Annotated in this window: 17 protein-coding genes; 16 read left to right on the top strand and 1 reads right to left on the bottom strand. The window is 66.4% G+C overall.

What is annotated here, in order from left to right; all coding sequences use genetic code 11:
• Nucleotides 1-80 precede the first annotated feature (80 nt).
• The 9 genes from alaS to nusB all read left to right on the top strand — a co-directional run bounded on the left by alaS (nt 81) and on the right by nusB (nt 9,391).
• Nucleotides 81-2,774, top strand: a complete 2,694-nt coding sequence (gene alaS / locus ACIQXM_RS05235; protein WP_400928592.1) for an alanine--tRNA ligase — start codon at nt 81-83, stop codon at nt 2,772-2,774.
• A 2-nt stretch (nt 2,775-2,776) separates the two neighbouring features.
• Nucleotides 2,777-3,358, top strand: coding sequence for a Holliday junction resolvase RuvX (ruvX, locus tag ACIQXM_RS05240; RefSeq protein WP_400928595.1), 582 nt, complete (start codon nt 2,777-2,779; stop codon nt 3,356-3,358).
• Entirely contained in the window at nt 3,355-4,581 is a 1,227-nt protein-coding gene (gene mltG, locus ACIQXM_RS05245; protein WP_400928598.1) for an endolytic transglycosylase MltG, read from the top strand. Before ruvX ends, mltG begins: the two co-directional genes overlap by 4 nt.
• On the top strand, nt 4,582-5,472 hold the full coding sequence (locus ACIQXM_RS05250) for a shikimate dehydrogenase family protein (protein WP_400928600.1): 891 nt from the start codon (nt 4,582-4,584) through the stop codon (nt 5,470-5,472).
• Between the two features lie 32 nt (nt 5,473-5,504).
• Nucleotides 5,505-6,719, top strand: a complete 1,215-nt coding sequence (gene aroC, locus ACIQXM_RS05255; protein WP_400928602.1) for a chorismate synthase — start codon at nt 5,505-5,507, stop codon at nt 6,717-6,719.
• Nucleotides 6,703-7,227 carry a shikimate kinase gene (locus tag ACIQXM_RS05260; RefSeq protein WP_400928605.1) on the top strand — a complete coding sequence of 175 codons (525 nt, stop codon included), beginning with the start codon at nt 6,703-6,705 and terminating at the stop codon, nt 7,225-7,227. Before aroC ends, ACIQXM_RS05260 begins: the two co-directional genes overlap by 17 nt.
• A 4-nt stretch (nt 7,228-7,231) precedes the next feature.
• Complete coding sequence (gene aroB, locus ACIQXM_RS05265) at nt 7,232-8,353, top strand: 3-dehydroquinate synthase (RefSeq protein WP_400928608.1); 1,122 nt, start codon at nt 7,232-7,234, stop codon at nt 8,351-8,353.
• 67 nt (nt 8,354-8,420) lie between these two features.
• Nucleotides 8,421-8,984 carry an elongation factor P gene (gene efp / locus ACIQXM_RS05270; RefSeq protein ID WP_400928610.1) on the top strand — a complete coding sequence of 188 codons (564 nt, stop codon included), beginning with the start codon at nt 8,421-8,423 and terminating at the stop codon, nt 8,982-8,984.
• Complete coding sequence (nusB, locus tag ACIQXM_RS05275) at nt 8,981-9,391, top strand: transcription antitermination factor NusB (protein ID WP_290167614.1); 411 nt, start codon at nt 8,981-8,983, stop codon at nt 9,389-9,391. Before efp ends, nusB begins: the two co-directional genes overlap by 4 nt.
• A 126-nt stretch (nt 9,392-9,517) precedes the next feature.
• Here nusB and ACIQXM_RS05280 read toward each other — a convergent pair whose 3' ends face one another.
• The gene (locus ACIQXM_RS05280; RefSeq protein WP_400928613.1) at nt 9,518-10,747 is read right to left on the bottom strand and encodes a PrsW family intramembrane metalloprotease; all 1,230 of its coding nucleotides are present in this window, start codon (nt 10,745-10,747) and stop codon (nt 9,518-9,520) included.
• A 236-nt stretch (nt 10,748-10,983) separates the two neighbouring features.
• Here ACIQXM_RS05280 and pyrR point away from each other — a divergent pair, with 236 nt between their 5' ends.
• Genes pyrR through pyrF form a run of 7 tightly spaced genes read left to right on the top strand, consistent with a single transcriptional unit; the run spans nt 10,984 to nt 19,823 of the window.
• On the top strand, nt 10,984-11,565 hold the full coding sequence (gene pyrR, locus ACIQXM_RS05285) for a bifunctional pyr operon transcriptional regulator/uracil phosphoribosyltransferase PyrR (RefSeq protein ID WP_400928616.1): 582 nt from the start codon (nt 10,984-10,986) through the stop codon (nt 11,563-11,565).
• Nucleotides 11,562-12,560 carry an aspartate carbamoyltransferase catalytic subunit gene (locus ACIQXM_RS05290; protein WP_400928619.1) on the top strand — a complete coding sequence of 333 codons (999 nt, stop codon included), beginning with the start codon at nt 11,562-11,564 and terminating at the stop codon, nt 12,558-12,560. Before pyrR ends, ACIQXM_RS05290 begins: the two co-directional genes overlap by 4 nt.
• Nucleotides 12,557-13,915: a dihydroorotase gene (locus tag ACIQXM_RS05295; RefSeq protein ID WP_400928622.1), complete on the top strand. Its 1,359-nt coding sequence runs from the start codon at nt 12,557-12,559 to the stop codon at nt 13,913-13,915. Before ACIQXM_RS05290 ends, ACIQXM_RS05295 begins: the two co-directional genes overlap by 4 nt.
• Nucleotides 13,903-14,421, top strand: a complete 519-nt coding sequence (locus ACIQXM_RS05300) for a hypothetical protein (RefSeq protein WP_400928625.1) — start codon at nt 13,903-13,905, stop codon at nt 14,419-14,421. Before ACIQXM_RS05295 ends, ACIQXM_RS05300 begins: the two co-directional genes overlap by 13 nt.
• A 38-nt stretch (nt 14,422-14,459) precedes the next feature.
• A complete protein-coding gene (gene carA / locus ACIQXM_RS05305; protein ID WP_400929515.1) occupies nt 14,460-15,596 on the top strand; it encodes a glutamine-hydrolyzing carbamoyl-phosphate synthase small subunit in 1,137 nt (378 codons plus the stop codon).
• Nucleotides 15,596-18,892 carry a carbamoyl-phosphate synthase large subunit gene (gene carB, locus ACIQXM_RS05310; protein ID WP_400928627.1) on the top strand — a complete coding sequence of 1,099 codons (3,297 nt, stop codon included), beginning with the start codon at nt 15,596-15,598 and terminating at the stop codon, nt 18,890-18,892. The genes carA and carB overlap by 1 nt, the downstream gene beginning before the upstream one ends.
• On the top strand, nt 18,885-19,823 hold the full coding sequence (pyrF, locus tag ACIQXM_RS05315) for an orotidine-5'-phosphate decarboxylase (RefSeq protein ID WP_400928630.1): 939 nt from the start codon (nt 18,885-18,887) through the stop codon (nt 19,821-19,823). The genes carB and pyrF overlap by 8 nt, the downstream gene beginning before the upstream one ends.
• Nucleotides 19,824-19,943: the final 120 nt, after the last annotated feature.

The following is a 19,943-nucleotide window of genomic DNA, read 5'->3' on the forward strand; positions in this document are numbered from 1 at the left end:
ACCGGCCCGCACCGCCGCGCACTGCCTGCCCGCAGCTAAATGCTGCAAACACCTGAATTACCGGAAGGGTAAAAAGCACCATGAAGTCCCACGAGATTGCACGCCGCTGGCTGGATTTTTTCAGCAAAAAGGGCCACACGGTGGTTCCCTCCGCGTCGCTCGTCACCAATGACCCGTCGCTGCTGTTCACCGTAGCCGGCATGGTGCCCTTCATCCCGTACCTCACCGCACGCGAAAAGCCGCCGTACAGCCGGGCCACCAGCGTCCAGAAGTGCATCCGTACTGCGGACATCGAAGAAGTGGGCAAGACCGCACGCCACGGCACCTTCTTCCAGATGGCCGGAAACTTCTCCTTTGGCGATTACTTCAAGGAAGACGCCATCACCTTCGCGTGGGAGCTGCTGACGTCCGACGTCGAGAAGGGCGGCTTCGGCCTGGACCCTGAGCGTCTCTGGGTCACCGTCTACGAAGACGGCGACGAGCGCGACGACGAAGCACGCGCCATCTGGCGGGACAAGATCGGCATGCCGGACGAGCGCATCATCGGCACCGGCAAAGCCGACAACTACTGGAACACCGGACAGGCCGGCCCCGGCGGCCCCTGCTCCGAGATCTATTACGACCGCGGACCCGAGTACGGACTCGAAGGCGGCCCCGCCGTCGACGAGACCCGCTACATCGAAATCTGGAACCTGGTCTTCATGCAGTACCAGCTCTCCGAGGTCCGGTCCAAGACCGACTTTGACGTGGCCGGCGAACTGCCGCAGAAGAACATCGACACCGGCCTTGGCCTGGAGCGTCTGGCCATGATCCTCCAGGGCGTGGAAAACATGTACGAGACGGACCAGGTCCGTCCCGTACTGGACAAGGCCGCCGAGCTCTCCGGCAAGACCTACACTTCGGCCGAAGATCCCTCGGATCCGCACCACGCCGATGACGTCAAGATGCGCGTTGTTGCCGACCACGTCCGCTCCGCGCTGATGCTGATCTCCGACGGCGTGAGCCCCTCCAACGAAGGCCGCGGCTACGTGCTGCGCCGCCTGATCCGCCGTGCGGTGCGCAGCATGCGCCTGCTGGGCGTGGAGACCGCCGTCCTGCCCGAACTGCTGCCCGTCTCCCGCGACGCCATGAAGGGCACCTACCCCGAGGTGGAGACCGACTTCGCCCGGATCAGCCGCATTGCCTACGCCGAGGAAAAGGCGTTCCTGCGCACCATCGCCTCCGGCACCGAACGCCTTGAAGAAGCCGTGAAGGAATCCCAGGCCGCCCACAAGCCGCTGTCCGGCGAAGACGCCTTCACCCTGCATGACACCTACGGCTTCCCGATCGACCTCACGCTCGAGATGGCCGAGGAAGCGGGCCTGAAGGTGGACGAGGCCGGGTTCCGCGCCCTCATGCTCGAACAGCGCCAGCGCGCCCAGGCGGATGCCCGGGGCAAGAAGCACGGCCACGACGACGTCTCGGTGTTCAACGAACTCCTGGCCGCCGGACAGACCGTCTTCACCGGCTATGACGAGCTGACCAGCCAGTCTTCCGTCCGCGGCATCATCTCCGGCGGATCCCGGGTGCCGTACGCCGGCCAGGGCACCGAAATCTCCCTGGTGCTCAACGAGACCCCGTTCTACGCAGAAGCAGGCGGCCAGGCCGCAGACACCGGGCTGATTACCGGTGACGGCTTTGTCCTGGAAGTCTCCGATGTCCAGCGCCCGGTCAAGGGACTGAGCGTGCACAAGGCCATTGTCCGCGAAGGCGAAATTGCCGAAGGCGCCAATGTCCTGGCCGCCGTCGACGCCCAGCGCCGCCACGAGGCGGAGCAGGCGCACTCCGGTACCCACATTGTGCACGCCGCCCTGCACCAGATTCTGGGCCCGGAGGCCCTGCAGCGCGGGTCCTTCAACAAGGCCGGCTACCTGCGCTTCGACTTCTCCTGGGGCGAAGGTCTTTCCGACGCCGCGAAGTCTGAAATCGAAGAAGTGTCCAACCTGGCGATCCGCAGCAACTATCAGGTGGAAACAAAGATCATGTCCCTGGCTGATGCCAAGGCACTGGGCGCCACCGCGCTGTTCGGCGAGGCCTACGGCGATACCGTGCGCGTGGTGGAAATGAACGGCGACTGGTCCCGCGAGCTCTGCGGCGGCACCCACGTGGAATCCACCTCCCGGATTGGCAGCCTCACCCTGCTGGGCGAACAGTCCGTCGGATCCGGCAACCGCCGCGTGGAAGCTTTTGTTGGCATGGACGCGTTCCGCCATCTCGCCGCCGAGCGCGCACTGGTCAATGAACTGTCCGAAATGCTGAAGGTCCCCTCCGTGCAGCTGCCGGACCGCCTGGCCGCCACCCTGGCCAAGCTGAAGGCAACGGAGAAGGAACTGGAGCGCCTGCGCCGCGAGCAGCTGGCTGCTTCAGCCGCGGCCCTGGTTTCCAAGGCCGTGGACGTTGACGGCGTGCGCGTCCTGGTGCACGACGCCGGAACCGGTGCCGGCGCGGATGACCTGCGCACCCTGGCGCTGGACCTCCGGTCCCGCCTGGGAAGCGGTGCAGCCGTTGTTGCGGTTGCGGGCGTCGCCAACTCCCGCCCGGTAGTGATCGTTGCCACTAACGAGCAGGCCCGGGCTGCGGGCATCAAGGCCGGCGCGCTGGTCAAGGTTGCTGCCGGAGTCCTCGGCGGCGGCGGAGGCGGCAAGGACGACGTAGCCCAGGGCGGCGGCTCGGACGCCGCCAAGCTCGGCGACGCCCTCACCGCCGTCAAAGCCGCAGTAGCCAACCGGGGCTAATGGTGGAACAGCAGGTCTACCCCCGCGGGGTTAAGCTGGGGGTAGATGTGGGCCAGGTCCGCGTGGGCCTGGCTGTCAGCGATCCCGACGGCATGCTGGCCATGCCGGTCAAGACTTTGAAACGGGACGCTAAGAAGAACAGCGACATTCGAGTGGTCGTCCGCGAGGCGGAAACCCGGGGAGCCGTCCAGGTTTTTGTGGGTCTGCCGCGGAGCATGCGGGGAACTGAAACCGCATCCACTCAAATGGCACGCGACTACGCAGACACCCTGGCGGCGGAGCTGGAACGCAGTGGAAATCCCCTTCCGGTTTCCCTTGTGGATGAGCGCCTGACCACGGTGTCTGCCCACCGGTCTCTGCACGAGGCTGGCTTGAACAGCAAAGATCACCGTAGAGTGGTTGATCAGGCGGCGGCTGTGGCGATTCTGCAGCACGCTATTGACATGCAGCGTTCCCAGAAACGCGATGTGGGGGAACCGGTTACAACGCGCCGGCAGCAGCGTCCCAGCGACGCACTGCCGGCCCCGACACAGGAGCCAATCATTTCCCAGGACAACAAGCGCGGAAACGGCTCTGCGCTGTGAGCCACAGGTACCCGGACTACCCTTCGATGGGAACGGACCCGGACTCTGACCCGGCACTCCAGCAGGACGCGGGTTATGCCCCTGACGGTACAGCCCCCGTGGCCGAACTTTTCGAAGAAGCTGCGGAGACGCGCAAGACCCGTCCGTCACCCGCCACACAGCGCCTTCGGCGCCGCCGCACCATTGTCATGGTGGTGGTTGCGGTGATTTTCGCCGGCGTGGTGTTCGGCCTGACCGTGTTCGTACGGGACCTGCTGGGACTGAACGAAATCAAGGATTATGAAGGGTCCGGAACCGGCAGCGTGAGCTTCACCGTTGCCGAGGGCGACGGCCCCATGGTTATCGGCACCAATCTGGAAGCGGCGGATATTGTTGCCACCTCCAAGGAGTTTATTAAGGCGTTCCAGGAAGAGTCGGCCGGGCGCGAGATCCAGCCGGGCTCCTACGAGATGAAGCAGCAGATGTCCTCATCCTCGGCGGTCGACGCGCTGCTGGGTGAAGAGGATCCCGGCGTCCACTACGCCGCCGTGGCTCGTGACCTGCGCCAGGGCGAAGTGTTTGAAATCCTCAGTAAGTCCACCGGGATTCCGCTGGCCGAGTTCGAAGCCCTGGCAAAGAACCCCCAGTCGTTTGGCCTGCCGGCGGCAGCGGTGAGCCTTGAAGGTTATCTGCATCCGGGTGAATACCGCTTCCCGCTGGACCAGGACGCAACCGAGATCGTCACGGAAATGGTGAACAGCACCTTCACGACCCTGGAGGACGCAGGCATCACCGATCCGGATGAGCAGTACCGGACCCTGACCAAAGCCAGCATTGTCCAGGCCGAAGCCGGTGAAGCCGACTACGCCAAGGTGGCCGGAGCGATCGAGAACCGCCTGCGCGCCGACAACGTGGAAACGTCCGGGCTGATCCAGTCCGACGCGACGGTAACGTACGGCCTGGGCCGCAAGAGCTACGAGCTGACGCCGGAAGAGAAGGCGGACACCTCCAACCCGTACAACACGTACGCAAACCCGGGGCTGCCGGTGGGACCCATCGGTTCACCGAGCACCGAGGCCGTTGACGCGGCGGCGAACCCTGCCGACGTTCCCTTCTATTACTGGGTGACCGTGAACCTGGATACGGGCCAGACCGAGTTCTCCAGCACCTTGGCTGAACACGCCAAATTCGTGGAGCAGTACCAGCAGTGGTGCGGTACGCAGAAGCCGGGCAGGTGCGGGTAGTTGAACGGTTCCGCCGCACGGGCAGCCGTCCTGGGGCATCCGATCAGCCACTCGAAATCTCCGCTCCTGCACCGCGCCGCCTACGGATATCTCGGCTTTAGCTGTACGTATGACGCCGTCGATGTTCCCGAAGAGGACGCCGCCGCCTTCGCGGCGGCCCTCCGGGAACCGGATCCGGCCCAGCCCCGCTGGGCCGGATTGTCCGTGACGATGCCGCTGAAGACAGCGCTGCTCCCCGCCATGGACCGGCTGACGCCCATGGCACAGGCCCTGCAGGTACTGAACACCGTCACCTTTGAGTACACGGACCGCGGAGTGCTCCTCACCGGGCACAACACCGACGTCGAAGGAATCGTGCGCGCGCTGACCCACGCCGGCGCGCGCCCGGCACCCCGGGTCGCCGTCTTGGGTTCCGGCGGCACGGCCTGCGCAGCGGTGGCTGCGGCAGGACTGCTCGGTGCTTCCTCCGTGGACGTCTATGCCCGCCGCTACCCGGAATCCGCAGACGGAACAGTTGCCGTGGAAGCAGCCGGAAGCCGCACCGGAACCGCGCTTACCCTGCATCCGTGGGCGGACGCCGCTCAAGCCTGTGCAGGCGCCGACGTCGTGATTTCCACCCTGCCGCCGCATGCCGCGGATTCCCTGGCCGAGGCCGTTGCCGCGGGCACCGCGGATCTTGCCGGCACGGTCCTGCTGGATGTCGCCTACGATCCGTGGCCCAGCCGCATCGCCCGTGTCTGGGAGGACCGGGGCGGTCGGATTGTCCCGGGCCTGGAAATGCTCCTCTACCAGGCGGTGGAACAGGTACGGCTCTTTACCGGAGACCAGTTCCGTGACGGGCAGGCCGTCACAAATGTGATGTGTGACGCAGTGGGAGCACCGCGGCGCTGAACGCGCGCACCGAACATGGCAGTATTGAAACCATGTTGCGTTGGTTGACCGCCGGTGAGTCCCATGGGCCTGCACTGGTAGGAATAGTTGAGGGCGTCCCCGCTGGCGTCGAAGTGGACACGGCCCTGATCCAGGAAGCCCTGGCGCGCCGCCGTCTCGGCTACGGCCGCGGTGCCCGGATGAAATTCGAACAGGACCAGGTCCGGATCCTCGGCGGTGTCCGCCACGGCCTCACCCAGGGCGGTCCGGTGGCCATCGAAGTCGGGAACACCGAGTGGCCCAAATGGCAGCAGGTCATGTCCCCGGATCCGGTGGACCCCGCACTGCTGGCCGATTCCGCCCGCAACGCCCCGCTGACCCGGCCCCGACCGGGACACGCCGACTTTACCGGCATGCAGAAGTACGGTTTTGACGAGGCCCGTCCCGTGCTGGAACGTGCCAGCGCCCGCGAAACCGCTGCCCGCGTGGCCCTCGGCGCCGTCGCGTCTTCCTTCCTGAAATCCCTGGGCATTGACCTGGTCTCGCACACGGTAAGCATCGCCGGCGTGGCCAGCCCCGAGGGATCTGCCCTGCCCGGCCCCGGCGACGTTGCCGCGCTGGACGCTGATCCGCTGCGCTGCTTTGACCCGGAAACCTCCGCCGCCATGGTGGCCGAAGTGGACGCCGCCCACAAGGACGGCGAAACGCTCGGCGGCGTGGTGGAGGTTGTGGCCTACGGCCTGCCGCCGGGACTGGGCAGCTACGTTCACTGGGACCGGCGGCTGGATGCCCGCATCGCCGGAGCCCTGATGGGAATCCAGGCCATCAAGGGTGTTGAAATCGGAGACGGATTCCTCACTGCCGCACGCCGGGGCTCCGCTGCGCACGATGAAATCCTGCAGGATGCCAGCGGACGGGTCATCCGCTCGGGAAACCGCGCCGGCGGCATTGAAGGCGGCATGAGCATCGGCGAGGTCCTGCGCGTCCGGGCCGCCATGAAGCCCATTGCCACCGTGCCCCACGCGCTGCAGACCGTTGACGTGAGCACCGGCGAACCCGCACGTGCCCACCACCAGCGCTCCGACGTCTGCGCGGTTCCGGCTGCGGGAGTCGTGGCCGAGGCAATGGTGGCCCTGGTGCTGGCTGAAGCGGTCACGGAGAAGTTCGGCGGGGATTCGGTGGCAGAAACCGCCCGCAACCTCCGGACCTACCTGGAGAACATTCCGTCTGCCCTCGAGTCGGCTGGCACCAATGTCCGGCAGCCGTGACTCTGCGCACATTGTCCTAATCGGCTTCATGGCCGCCGGCAAGTCGGTGGTGGGGCGGGAACTGGCGGGCCGCCACCGGCTCAAGTTCGTGGACACGGACCAGCTCATCGTGGAAAAACACGGTCCGATTCCCGAGATCTTCTCCGCACGCGGCGAATGCGGCTTCCGTGAGCTTGAGGCCCGCAGCGTTGCCTCGGCACTGGCGGAAAAGACCCGTTCCGTCGTCTCCCTCGGCGGCGGAGCGGTCTTGGACACCGGCACCCAGCAGCTGCTGCAGCGGACCACCGTGGTGTTCCTGGACACGGACCTGGAGACGGTCCGCCCCCGCATCCTCCGCTCCGGAAACCGCCCCATGCTCGCCGGCGACCCGCTGCGCCGCTGGGAAGAGCTGGCCAAGGCCCGGCGCCCCGTTTACGAATCCCTGGCCGACATCACCATCGACACCAGGGGACTCACCGTCCCGGCCGTCATCAACCGGCTGACAACTGCCCTCAATGAAGGAGCTTAACCCCATGGCCTCCGATCCCACCGTTATCCCGGTGACCGGCGAAATCCCCGCCAACAATTACGACGTCGTCATCGGCAACGGGCTGCTTGACCGCCTCCCGGCCATGCTGGGGGAGCGCGTGCGGCGCGTCCTGGTCATCCACCCGCGGGCTCTGCGCGCCACCGGCGACACCGTCCGCGACGAACTGGCTGCCATCGGCCTGACGGCCGTGACCGCTGAAATTCCCGACGCGGAAGAAGGCAAGCACATCCAGGTTGCCTCCTTCTGCTGGCAGGTCTTGGGCCAGAACGACTTCACCCGTTCGGACGCCATTGTTGCCGTGGGCGGCGGCGCCGTCACCGACCTGGCCGGCTTTGTGGCCGCCACCTGGCTGCGCGGCATCAAGGTAGTGCACATCCCCACCTCCCTGCTGGGCATGGTGGATGCGGCCGTGGGCGGCAAGACCGCCATCAACACTGCCGAGGGCAAGAACCTGGTGGGGTCCTTCCATCCGCCGGCAGGCGTGCTCGCGGACCTGGACGCCCTGGGAACCCTGCCCAAGAACGAACTGCTCAGCGGCATGGCCGAGGTGGTCAAGTGCGGCTTCATCGCCGATCCGGCCATCCTGGACCTCATCGAAGCGAACACGGAAGCTGTAGGGGACGGCGCCTCCGACGTCGTGCGTGAACTCGTGGAACGCTCCATCGCCGTCAAGGCCGAAATCGTCTCCGCGGACCTGCGTGAAGCCGGCCGCCGGGAGTTCCTGAACTACGGGCACACGCTGGGCCACTCCATCGAACTGGCCGAACGCTACCAGTGGCGCCACGGTGCCGCAGTCTCAGTGGGTTTGGTTTTTGCCGCCGAACTGGGGCGCATGGTTGGACGGCTTGATGACGCCACCGCGGACCGGCACAAGGAAATCCTCCAGTCCCTGGGTCTTCCCGTGACGTACCGGAAGGACCGCTGGTCGGCTCTGCTGGACGGGATGCGCCGGGACAAAAAGTCCCGCGGAGACCTGCTCCGTTTCGTGGTCCTGGACGGACTCGCCAAGCCGTCCATGCTTGAGGTCCCCGACACATCGCTGCTGTTTGCGGCCTATCAGGAAATCGCTTCGGAGCCGCAGGGCGGCATCCGCCTCAGCTTGTAGGTGCCGGAGCAGGTAGAATGGTCGACGGACTTAAAACGAAACCTGGCGAATCAACGAAAGAGAAACTGTGGCGACGACCAACGACATCAAGAACGGCACCGTGCTGAAGCTTGAAGGCAACCTTTGGAGCATCATCGAGTTCCAGCACGTGAAGCCGGGCAAGGGTGGTGCGTTTGTCCGTACCAAGATGCGTAACGTGCGTTCGGGCAAGGTAGTGGACAAGACGTTCAATGCCGGCATCAAGATCGAAACGGCATCCGTTGACCGCCGCGATTACCAGTACCTGTACCAGGACGGCGAAGACTACGTCTTCATGGACACCTCCGACTACGATCAGCTGACCGTACCGGGAACCATCGTGGGCGACAACGCCAACTTCATGCTCGAATCCATGATGGTCACCATTGCCATCCACGAGGGCTCCCCGCTGTACATCGAACTGCCCCCGTCGGTGGTTCTGGAAATCACGTACACGGAGCCGGGCCTGCAGGGCGACCGCTCCACCGGCGGCACCAAGCCCGCCACCGTGGAAACCGGTTACGAAATCCAGGTTCCGCTGTTCCTGGAACAGGGAACCAAGGTCAAGGTAGATACCCGCAACGGCGATTATTTGGGACGCGTTAACGAGTGAGTGCACGCACAAAGGCCCGGACCCGGGCACTGGAAGTTCTGTTTGAAGCTGAACAGCGTTCAGCATCAGCCTTTGACATGATCAAGGCCCGCAGGGAGCAGACCGATCAGACGATCAACCCCTACACCATGGACCTGGTGGAGGGTGTGGTCTCCATGCAGGAGACCATCGACGAATTCCTCAGCACCTATTCGCAGGGCTGGCCGCTGGAGCGCATGCCGTCCGTGGACCGCATCATCCTGCGGATCGGCGCCTGGGAGCTGCTGTACAACGACGACATCCCGGACAAGGTGGCCATCAGCGAAGCCGTTGAACTCGCCAAGACCCTGTCCACGGACGAGTCACCGTCTTTCGTCAACGGACTGCTGGGACGGCTCCACCAGCTCAAGCCCTCGCTGCTTGCCTGATCGGGAGCTAACCGGCCGCAACCTGTGCACAGTGCAGGTTCCGGCACCCAAAACCCGTCCGGCTCCCCTTGGGGAGCCGGACGGGTTTTTTGCTGTCCACGCGATGACCACTGAGTGGCCCGGACGCTAATAGGCGGCCGCGGAACGTGCCAGCATCATGCTGCGCGCCCGGGTGACGTCATGCAGGAGGGTCCGTTCTGTAGCTTGGTTGGCCGGCACATCCCTGCCGGCGGCAATTTGCTGCCGCGTCAGGGCAAGCCGGGTGGCATCGGAGATAAAAGTCTTCATGGTGCGCCCCGCACCGAACCCGGAGGCCCATGCCATTGCCTGGTGTCTGCCGGCACGGGTGGAAAGCATCAGCACTTCCTGCGGAGTGAACCACCCGGCCGCCGCGTATTCGCCCAGCCGCTGCCGGGTCAGGCGCTGCTCCCCGCGGCGCAGCAGGATCACTCCCGTAACGGCCAGCGCAAACAACGGCACCTGAAGCAGGAAGTAGAAGGAAAAGAAGCTGCCGGAGGCCAGCGCCGTTCCGCCGTTCCACAACATGTGTGCCAGGACGGCAACCACCAGGCCGCCGAAAAATGCGCCGATAATCCGGGCTCTTCCGCCGCGCTGCACGGCGAAGCCCAGCGCCAGGCCAAGGGCCGAGGTGAACAGGACGTGGGCGAAGGGGGAGAAGATCCCGCGCAGCACGAAGACAAAGCCCAGATGCACGCCCAGGCCGCCGCTGCTGATCAGCGCGGAACCGAAGTACAGGATGTTCTCGGTAAACGCGAACCCGGCCGCCACCGTCCCGGCATAGACCACGCCGTCCACCGGCCCGTCGAAGTGGCTGCGCCGCACAAACACGAGGATGAGCACGCCCAGGCCCTTGGCTGTTTCTTCCACGATCGGAGCCTCGAAAACAGGCCCAATATATTCCGGCAGGATGCCGGGCAGAAGCAGGTGCAGGAGCTGGGCAAAGAAAGGCCCGACCAGCAGGCTGATGCCCACCGAGACGCCCGCACCCCAGAGGAGGGCGAACAGCAGCGCTGAGCGCGGTTCCGGCTCCCACCGGTCCACCCAGCGCAGCCCCAGCAAGCAGATTCCCAGCGGAACCAGCGCAAGGATGCCGCAGAGGGCAAACGCCGCGGTTCCCAGCTGCCACCACAGGAACCAGGCCACCGCCAGCAGCACGGCGGCGGCGGCGATGATGAGCACAACGGTGACGACGGTTCCCCTGCCTCCCCGCGGGGCTGCGGACCAGAGGGGCTGCACGGGAACCGGGCCGTGGTTCGGGGGTGGAACCTGCGCCGGCGGCGGGGTCCAGGGAACACTGGCCCGCTCCGGAAACTGGTCGGGACCGTAGCCGCTCATAAAAATCCGCCTGTCATAGGCCAACCATAAAAGGAAGGTGCACCATTGCGCCGGATCCGGCGCGTCGGCGGACCCCCATGTGGCTGAAATCGCATCTACCGGAACCCTGGCACCCCGGTCTCCGGATTTCCGGTTCGGCGTAACAGTTCACCGGGCGCACCGGTTGCCGTGATAGCTTGAACAGGCATTCACCCTTTAAATTCCGTCCTGTGAGGCGGGGAAGGAGGAGGCAGACTATGGACTTGTCCAACTTGCCGGGCGCACCCGTGCCCGCCCGCACAGTTCTGGCTTCAGCTGATATTGACCGCGCGCTTACCCGGATCGCACATGAGATCCTGGAAGCCAACAAAGGCGCCGAGGACCTCGTCCTCATGGGGATCCCGCGCCGGGGCTACCCGCTCGCCCGCCGGCTTGCCGCCAAGATTGCCGCCGCTGACTCGTCAGTGGATGCCGGCGCAATAGTGGGCCAGCTGGACGTCACGATGTTCCGTGACGACCTGGCCCGGCAGCCCACCCGTGCACCGCACGCCACCAAGGTTCCACTGTCCGGAATTGATGACAAAGTGGTGGTCCTCGTTGATGACGTCCTGTACTCCGGCCGGACCATCCGTGCCGCCCTGGACGCGCTGACCGAGCTGGGCCGCCCCCGGATTGTCCGGCTGGCCGTCCTGGTGGACCGCGGACACCGCGAGCTGCCCATCCGCGCTGACCATGTGGGCAAAAACCTGCCCACCGCCGCAGCGGAGAAAGTCCGCGTTCGGCTGCAGGAAACCGATGATCCGGCTGTGGATGAAGTGGTCATCGAGGCAGCCCCGTGAAGCATCTGCTCTCCACCCGGGACCTCAGCCGCACCGACGCACTGGCCATCCTGGACACCGCCGAGCAGATGGCGGCGGTTTCCCAGCGCGAGGTGAAAAAGCTGCCGGTGCTGCGCGGACGCACCGTGGTCAACCTCTTTTTCGAGGATTCCACCCGCACCCGCATCTCCTTCGAAGCGGCCGCCAAACGCCTCTCCGCGGACGTCATCAACTTCTCCGCCAAGGGCTCCTCTGTTTCCAAGGGCGAATCGCTGAAGGACACCGCGCAGACCCTGGCTGCCATCGGGGCGGACGCCGTCGTCATCCGCCACGGCTCCTCGGGGGCGCCGGCCCGGCTCGCAAGTTCCGGCTGGATCGACGCCGCCGTACTCAACGCCGGGGACGGCACCCACGAACACCCCACCCAGGCCCTGCTGGACGCGTTCACCATGCGCCGGCACTGGGCCAGGCTGCACGGCACGGCCTCCACCGGCACCGACCTCACCGGCATGCACGTGGTCATTGTTGGCGACGTGCTGCATTCCCGGGTGGCCCGCTCCGACCTGTGGCTGCTGCGCACGCTCGGCGCATCGGTCACGCTGGTGGCGCCGCCCACCCTGCTGCCCTTCGGCGTCGAATCCTGGCCCTGCGAGGTCAGCTATGACCTCGATGCCGCCCTGGAAACCCGGCCCGACGCCGTCATGATGCTGCGCGTGCAGGGCGAACGCATGCACTCCGCGTTCTTCCCCTCCGTCCGGGAATACTCGCGGCGCTGGGGCTTCGACGACGTACGCCTCGGCCGGCTGGACGCCCTGGGCCTGACCGACACCATCCTGCTGCACCCCGGACCGATGAACCGCGGCCTGGAGATCTCCTCCAGTGCCGCCGACTCGCCCCGGGCCACCATCCTGGAGCAGGTCAGCAACGGCGTGTCCGTGCGCATGGCCTCCCTTTACCTTCTGCTGGCAGGCGGGGACACCCCCGCTGCCGCCGCCACCTTGGAGAACGCACAGTGACAACCCCCCACGTCCGGGCAACCCCGGGCACCTACCTGATTCAGAACGCCTCCCTGCTGGGCAGGGAAACCGCCGACATCCTCATTTCGGGCGGACGGATCGACGCCGTCGGACCGGCGCTTGAGGCGCCGCAGGACGCCGTCGTCATCGACGCTGCCGGCCTGATTGCCCTGCCCGGCATGGTGGACCTGCACACCCACCTGCGCGAACCCGGCCGCGAAGACGCCGAAACCGTGGAAACCGGCACCCGCGCCGCCGCGCTGGGCGGCTTCACTGCTGTCCATGCCATGGCCAACTCCAACCCCGTGGCGGACACCGCCGGCGTGGTGGAACAGGTCTGGAGCCTGGGCCGCCGGTCCGGCTGGGTGGACGTCCGCCCCGTCGGCGCCGTCACCGTGGGCCTGGAAGGGGAGCGGCTGGCCGAGCTGGGTGCCATGGCAGATTCCCGCGCCCGCGTCCGCGTGTTCTCCGACGACGGCAAGTGCGTCTCCGACCCCGTGCTCATGCGCCGCGCGCTGGAATACGTCAAAGCGTTCGACGGCGTGATCGCCCAGCACGCGCAGGAACCGCGCCTGACCGAGGGCGCCCAGATGAACGAGGGCGACGTCAGCGCCGATCTGGGCCTGGCCGGGTGGCCCGCCGTGGCCGAGGAATCCATCATTGCCCGGGACGTGCTCCTGGCCCAGCACACCGGGTCCCGGCTGCACGTGTGCCATGTGTCCACCGCCGGCTCCGTGGAGATCATCCGCTGGGCCAAGGAACGCGGCATCAACGTCACCGCTGAAGCCACCCCGCACCACCTGCTGCTCACCGACGACCTGGTCCGCAGCTACGACCCGGTGTACAAGGTGAACCCGCCGCTGCGCACCGCGGCCGACGTCGAGGCCCTGCGCCGGGGCCTGGCCGACGGAACGATCGACATTGTCGGCACCGACCACGCACCGCACCCCTCCGAGCACAAGGAATGCGAATGGGCACAGGCGGCAATGGGCATGACCGGCCTGGAAACCGCGCTCTCAGTGGTCCAGCACGCCATGATCGATACCGGCCTGATGGACTGGGAGGGCTTCGCCCGGGTGACTTCCATCACTCCGGCGCTCATTGGCGGGGTGAAAACCCAGGGCCGGCCGCTGGCAGCCGGGGAACCGGCGAACGTCATATTGGTGGACCCGTCTGCGCGGCGGACGGTTGACCCTCATAGGATGGCTTCAAAGGGACGCAACTCACCGTTTGCCGGCCTGGAACTGCCCGGCGTTGTGCAGGCGACGTTCTTCGCCGGCCATCCCACGGTCCTGGCTGCCGCCCTGAATACGCCTTCCCCCGTTTCCACCGAGGAGTCCGCATGGATCGCCTGATGTTCGCCCTGGGCACGCTTGCCCTGGTCCTGGTGCTCCTGGGCCTTTTTGCCTGGAGCTGGCGCGGACGCCAACAGCGCCAGGCGGGCGTGCCGCGGCCGGTGCCGATGCCCGACGGCCTGGAAGTACCCCGCTTCCAGGCACTGGGCCAGTACGTCTGCACCACCACCGCCGGGGACTGGCTGGACCGCATTGCCGTCTACGGGCTGGGCGTGAAGTCCAATGCCACCGCCGCCGTCTTTGATGAGGGGCTGTTGTTTGTCCGCAGCGGCGCCCCCGACCTCTGGATTCCCCGCGAAGACCTGGAGAGCGTCCGCCTGGAGCGGGGCATGGCCGGAAAATTCGTGGAAAAAGAGGGCCTGGTGATCCTTACCTGGAAGCTGGGCAGCACCAAAGTGGACACCGGTTTCCGCAACCGAACCCCCGAAGAGAAAACACCGCTGGTAACAGCAATTACCGAAATCCTGCCGGCCGAGCCGTCAGAAACAAGCGAGGAACAACTGTGACCGTCTCAAACACATCCGCTCCGACCCCGGCTGTCCTGATGCTTGAAGACGGCCGAACCTTCCGCGGCCGCAGTTACGGCGCGCAGGGAACCGCCCTCGGCGAGGCCGTTTTTGCCACCGGCATGACCGGGTACCAGGAAACCATCACCGATCCCTCCTATGCCCGCCAGCTGGTCGTGCAGACCGCGCCGCACATCGGCAACACGGGCGTGAATACCGACGACGCCGAATCCCGGCGCATCTGGGTGGCCGGCTACATTGTGCGCGACGCCGCCCGCCGCCCGTCGAACTGGCGCTCCGAGCGAACCCTGGACGAGGAACTGAGCGTTCAGGGCGTCGTCGGAATCTCCGGCGTGGACACCCGTGCCGTCACCCGCCACCTGCGCGAGCGCGGCGCCATGAAGGCCGGAATCTTTTCCGGAGCCGACGCCGCCCGCCCGGACAGCGAGCTGCTCGCCGACGTCCTGGCCCAGGAATCCATGGCCGGCGCCCGCCTTGCCGAGGAAGTAAGCGTTGACGCCGCCTACGTCATCGAGCCCAAGGACCACGGCTGGGAGGGTGAGCCGCGGTTCACCGTGGCAGCACTTGACCTGGGCATCAAATCCATGACCCCGGTCCGCTTCGCCGAGCGCGGCGTGCGCGTGCACGTCCTGCCCGCCACCGCCGCACTGGCGGACATCACGGCGCTGGATGCCGACGGTGTGTTCATGTCCAACGGTCCGGGCGATCCCGCCACCGCAGATGTGCAGGTGGACCTGCTGCGCGACGTGCTGGACACCGGCATCCCGTTCTTCGGCATCTGCTTCGGCAACCAGATCCTGGGCCGTGCACTGGGCTTCGGCACCTACAAACTGCGCTACGGCCACCGCGGCATCAACCAGCCCGTGCTGGACCGGCGCACCGGGAAGGTGGAAATCACCAGCCAAAACCACGGCTTCGCCGTGGACGCGCCGCTGGACGGCCCCGTCACCGCACCCGTTTCCCGCTTCGGCCGGGTGGAGGTCAGCCACGTGTCCCTCAACGACGACGTCGTGGAAGGCCTGGCCTGCCTGGACATCCCCGCTTTTTCCGTTCAGTACCACCCTGAAGCCGCCGCCGGGCCGCATGACTCGGCGTACCTGTTCGACCGTTTCGTGGACCTCATGGCCGCCAGCAAGATCAAGGAATCCCACTAATGCCCCGCAGAACCGACCTCAAGTCCGTCCTGGTTATCGGCTCCGGTCCGATTGTCATTGGCCAGGCCGCTGAATTCGACTACTCCGGCACCCAGGCGCTGCGCGTGCTGAAGGAGGAGGGCCTGCGGGTCATCCTGGTGAACTCCAACCCCGCCACCATCATGACGGACCCCGAGTTTGCCGACGCCACCTACGTTGAACCGATCACCCCCGAGATCGTGGAAAAGATCATCGCCAAGGAACGCCCCGACGCGATCCTTCCCACCCTTGGCGGGCAGACCGCGCTGAACACGGCCATCGCGCTGGACAAGAACGGCGTCCTGGAGAAGTACAACGTGGAGCTGATCGGCGCCAACATTGCCGCCATTGAGCTCGGCGAGGACCGCGAGAAGTTCAAGGGCGTGGTGGAACGCTGCGGCGCCGAATCGGCCGAATCCATCATTGTGCACAGCATGGATGAAGCCTTTGCCGCCGCGGAGAAACTGGGCTACCCGATGGTGGTCCGTCCCTCCTTCACCATGGGCGGACTTGGCTCCGGCCTGGCCTACAATGCCGAAGACCTGCGCCGCATCGCCGGTGCCGGCATCCAGTACAGCCCCACCTCCGAGGTGCTGCTCGAAGAGAGCATCCTCGGCTGGAAGGAATACGAGCTGGAGATGATGCGGGACAAGAATGACAACGTGGTGGTTGTCTGCTCGATCGAGAACTTCGATCCGGTGGGTGTGCACACGGGGGACTCCATCACAGTGGCTCCGGCCATGACGCTGACGGACCGCGAGTACCAGAAGCTGCGCGACATCGCGATCGCCGTGATCCGCGAGGTGGGCGTGGACACCGGCGGCTGCAACATCCAGTTCGCCATCGAACCGGACACGGGCCGCGTCGTCGTCATTGAAATGAACCCGCGTGTCTCGCGTTCCTCGGCGCTGGCCTCCAAGGCCACAGGCTTCGCCATCGCGAAGATCGCCACCAAGCTCTCCCTCGGCTACACGCTGGACGAGATCCCGAACGACATCACGCAGAAGACCCCGGCCTCCTTCGAGCCCACCCTGGACTACGTGGTGGTGAAGGTGCCGCGCTTCGCCTTCGAGAAGTTCCCCGCCGCCGACCCCACGCTGACCACCACCATGAAGTCGGTGGGCGAAGCCATGGCCATCGGCCGCAACTTCAGTGAAGCCCTGCAGAAGGCGCTGCGCTCCCTGGAGCAGAAGGGCGCCTCGCTGTCCTTCGCCCCCGTGGATCCCGCAGATGTGCCCGCCCTGATCGAGGCCGCCAAGCGGCCGACGACGGACCGGCTCAAGCAGGTCCAGCAGGCCCTTCTGGGCGGAGCCACGGTGGAGGACCTCTACGAGGCCACCGGCATCGACCCCTGGTACCTGGACCAGCTGGTCCTGATCAACGAGGTGGCGGAGGAAATCCGCGGCGCCGGAACCGTGAATGCCGAGATCCTGCGGCTGGCCAAGCGCCACGGCTTCTCCGACGAGCAGATCGGTGCCCTCACCAACACCCCGGAGGCCGTGATCCGCGGGGTCCGGCACGCGCTGGACATCCGGCCGGTCTACAAGACCGTGGACACCTGCGCTGCCGAGTTTGCCGCATATACGCCGTACCACTACTCCTCCTATGACGAGGAGGATGAGGTGGCGCAGCACGAAAAGCCGTCCATCATCATCCTGGGCTCCGGACCTAACCGGATCGGGCAGGGCATCGAGTTTGACTACTCCTGCGTGCACGCCACCATGGCGCTGCGCGAGGCCGGCCACGAGACCGTCATGATCAACTGCAACCCGGAAACGGTGTCCACGGACTATGACATCTCCGACCGCCTCTACTTTGAGCCGCTGACCCTTGAGGACGTCCTGGAAGTCATTGCGGCCGAGCAGCGCACCGGGGGAGTGCTGGGTGTCTTCGTCCAGCTCGGCGGGCAGACGCCGCTGAAACTGGCACAGTCGCTGGCCGACGCCGGCGTGCCCATCCTTGGCACCTCCCCGGAAGCCATCGACCTGGCTGAACACCGCGGCGCCTTCCAGCACGTCCTCGACGAGGGCGGGCTGATCGCCCCGAAGAACGGCACCGCCGTGTCCTTCGACGATGCCAAGAAGATTGCCGACGAGATCGGGTACCCCGTCCTGGTGCGCCCGTCCTACGTCCTGGGCGGCCGCGGCATGGAAATCGTCTACGACGAAGCGAACCTGTCGCGCTACATCGCCAACGCCACGGAAATCACCCCGGACCACCCCGTCCTGGTGGACCGGTTCCTGGAAGACGCCATCGAGATCGACGTCGACGCACTCTTCGACGGCACCGACCTGTACGTGGGCGGCATCATGGAACACATCGAAGAAGCCGGCATCCACTCCGGCGACTCCGCCTGCGTCCTGCCGCCGATCACCCTGGGCACCGATGTCGTCGACCGCGTTCGTGAAGCCACCCGCGTGATTGCCGCCGGAGTGGGAGTGCGCGGGCTGATCAACATCCAGTTCGCCCTGGCTTCGGACGTGCTGTATGTCATCGAAGCCAATCCGCGCGCCTCGCGCACCGTGCCCTTTGTCTCCAAAGCCACCGGCGTGCAGCTGGCCAAGGCCGCGGCGCTCATCGGTACCGGGCACTCCATCGCGGAGCTGCGAGCGGCCGGCAAGCTGTTCCCCGTGGGTGACGGCTCCGTCCTGCCGCTGGACGCCCCGGTGGCCGTGAAGGAAGCCGTACTGCCCTTCAGCCGCTTCCGCACCCCCGAAGGCACCGTGGTGGATTCCCTGCTCGGCCCGGAAATGCGCTCCACCGGTGAAGTCATGGGCATTGACAAGTACTTTGACACTGCCTTTGCCAAGTCCCAGGCCGCGGCCAACTCCGCGCTCCCCACCGGCGGCAAGGTATTTGTCTCCGTGGCAAACCGGGACAAGCGCTCCATCATCATGCCGGTGAAGCTGATGGTGGACCTGGGCTTTGAGATCCTTTCCACCGGCGGCACCGCCGAGGTCCTGCGCCGCAACGGCATCCAGGCCACCACGGTCCGCAAGGTCAGTGAGGGCTCCGGCCCCGACGGCGAAGGCACCGTGGCGGACCTGATCACCGCAGGGGAGATCCACCTGGTGGTGAACACGCCTTCCGGCGGCCAGGCCCGCGGCGACGGGTATGAAATCCGCGCCGCCGCCACGTCCATCGGCTGCCCGGTGGTGACTACGGTTTCCGAATTCGGCGCTGCCGTGCAGGCGATTGAAGCCATGCGCTCCTACGAATGGGACGTCACCTCCCTGCAGGAGCACGCCGCCAAGCTCAAGGCTTCATCCGGTGCCTGAGCCTGAGCTGCCTGAGCCGGCGCGGGCGTCCTTCGGCATCCGGCTGCAGCAGGCCATGGACGTCCGCGGCCAGCTGTGCGTGGGTATTGACCCGCACCCGGCGCTGCTGGCCGCCTGGGGGCTGAACGACGACGCCGCCGCCCTGGAGCGCTTCTCCCTCACCGTCCTGGCAGCGGTGGGGGAGCAGGTTGCGGCAGTGAAGCCGCAGGTGGCCCTCTTTGAACGCCACGGCTCCGCGGGGCTGGCCGCCCTGGAGCGGGTGCTGGCCGCCTGCTCGGAGGCAGGCGTGCTGAGCATTGCCGACGCCAAGCGCGGAGACATCGGTTCCACCATGGCTGCCTACGCGGATGCCTGGCTGCGGGACGGCTCCGCCCTGGCCGCAGACGCCCTCACCGTCAGCCCGTACCTGGGGTTCGAGTCGCTGCGCCCCGCATTGGATCTGGCCCAGGCAACCGGGCGCGGAGTATTCGTCCTGGGGCTGACGTCCAACCCCGAAGGCCGGTCGGTGCAGCACGTGGGCGGTGACCACTCCGTGGCGGCCCGGATCGTGAACGCGGCCGCAGCTGAAAACAGCCGTGAACTGGGACGGGCAGCCGCCGCTGCCTCTGCATCCGCTGCCGGGGATCCTTCCGGCCCGGCATCAGGAGCGGCCTCTGCAAATCCGCGCCTGGGTTCCACCGGACTGGTAATTGGCGCAACGGTGGGAACAGCGCTGGCGGAACTGGGCATCCATCTGGCTGCGGCACACACGCCGATCCTCGCGCCCGGGCTCGGCGCCCAGGGTGCCACCGCAGCGGATCTGGCGGCCACCTTCGCCGCGGCCTACCCCAACGTCCTGGCTACCTCCAGCCGGGACATCCTGAAGGCCGGACCGGAACCGGCCGCCCTGCGGGACGCCGCCCGCCGGACCCGGGAGGAACTGGCCCGGTAGCGTGCATGCGGGGCCGCAATGCCTTGTGCGGCCCCGCATGAGGCGCGGATCGGGTAGTGCGGCACGTTGCAATTGCGGTTCGGTTGCGGCTACGGTTCAGACCGTACCCCCATACACCAA

It is taken from the genome of Arthrobacter sp. NPDC097144 (genome assembly GCF_044762205.1).
GTDB lineage: Bacteria > Actinomycetota > Actinomycetes > Actinomycetales > Micrococcaceae > Arthrobacter_B.

Bases quoted from the DNA above. Each gene is read 5' to 3' on its own strand.
- alaS (WP_400928592.1), top strand. From the start codon at position 81: ATGAAGTCCCACGAGATTGCACGCCGCTGGCTGGATTTTTTCAGCAAA.
- aroC (WP_400928602.1), top strand. From the start codon at position 5,505: ATGTTGCGTTGGTTGACCGCCGGTGAGTCCCATGGGCCTGCACTGGTA.
- ACIQXM_RS05260 (WP_400928605.1), top strand. From the start codon at position 6,703: ATGTCCGGCAGCCGTGACTCTGCGCACATTGTCCTAATCGGCTTCATG.
- aroB (WP_400928608.1), top strand. From the start codon at position 7,232: ATGGCCTCCGATCCCACCGTTATCCCGGTGACCGGCGAAATCCCCGCC.
- ACIQXM_RS05280 (WP_400928613.1), bottom strand. From the start codon at position 10,747: ATGAGCGGCTACGGTCCCGACCAGTTTCCGGAGCGGGCCAGTGTTCCC.
- pyrR (WP_400928616.1), top strand. From the start codon at position 10,984: ATGGACTTGTCCAACTTGCCGGGCGCACCCGTGCCCGCCCGCACAGTT.
- ACIQXM_RS05300 (WP_400928625.1), top strand. From the start codon at position 13,903: ATGGATCGCCTGATGTTCGCCCTGGGCACGCTTGCCCTGGTCCTGGTG.
- carA (WP_400929515.1), top strand. From the start codon at position 14,460: ATGCTTGAAGACGGCCGAACCTTCCGCGGCCGCAGTTACGGCGCGCAG.
- carB (WP_400928627.1), top strand. From the start codon at position 15,596: ATGCCCCGCAGAACCGACCTCAAGTCCGTCCTGGTTATCGGCTCCGGT.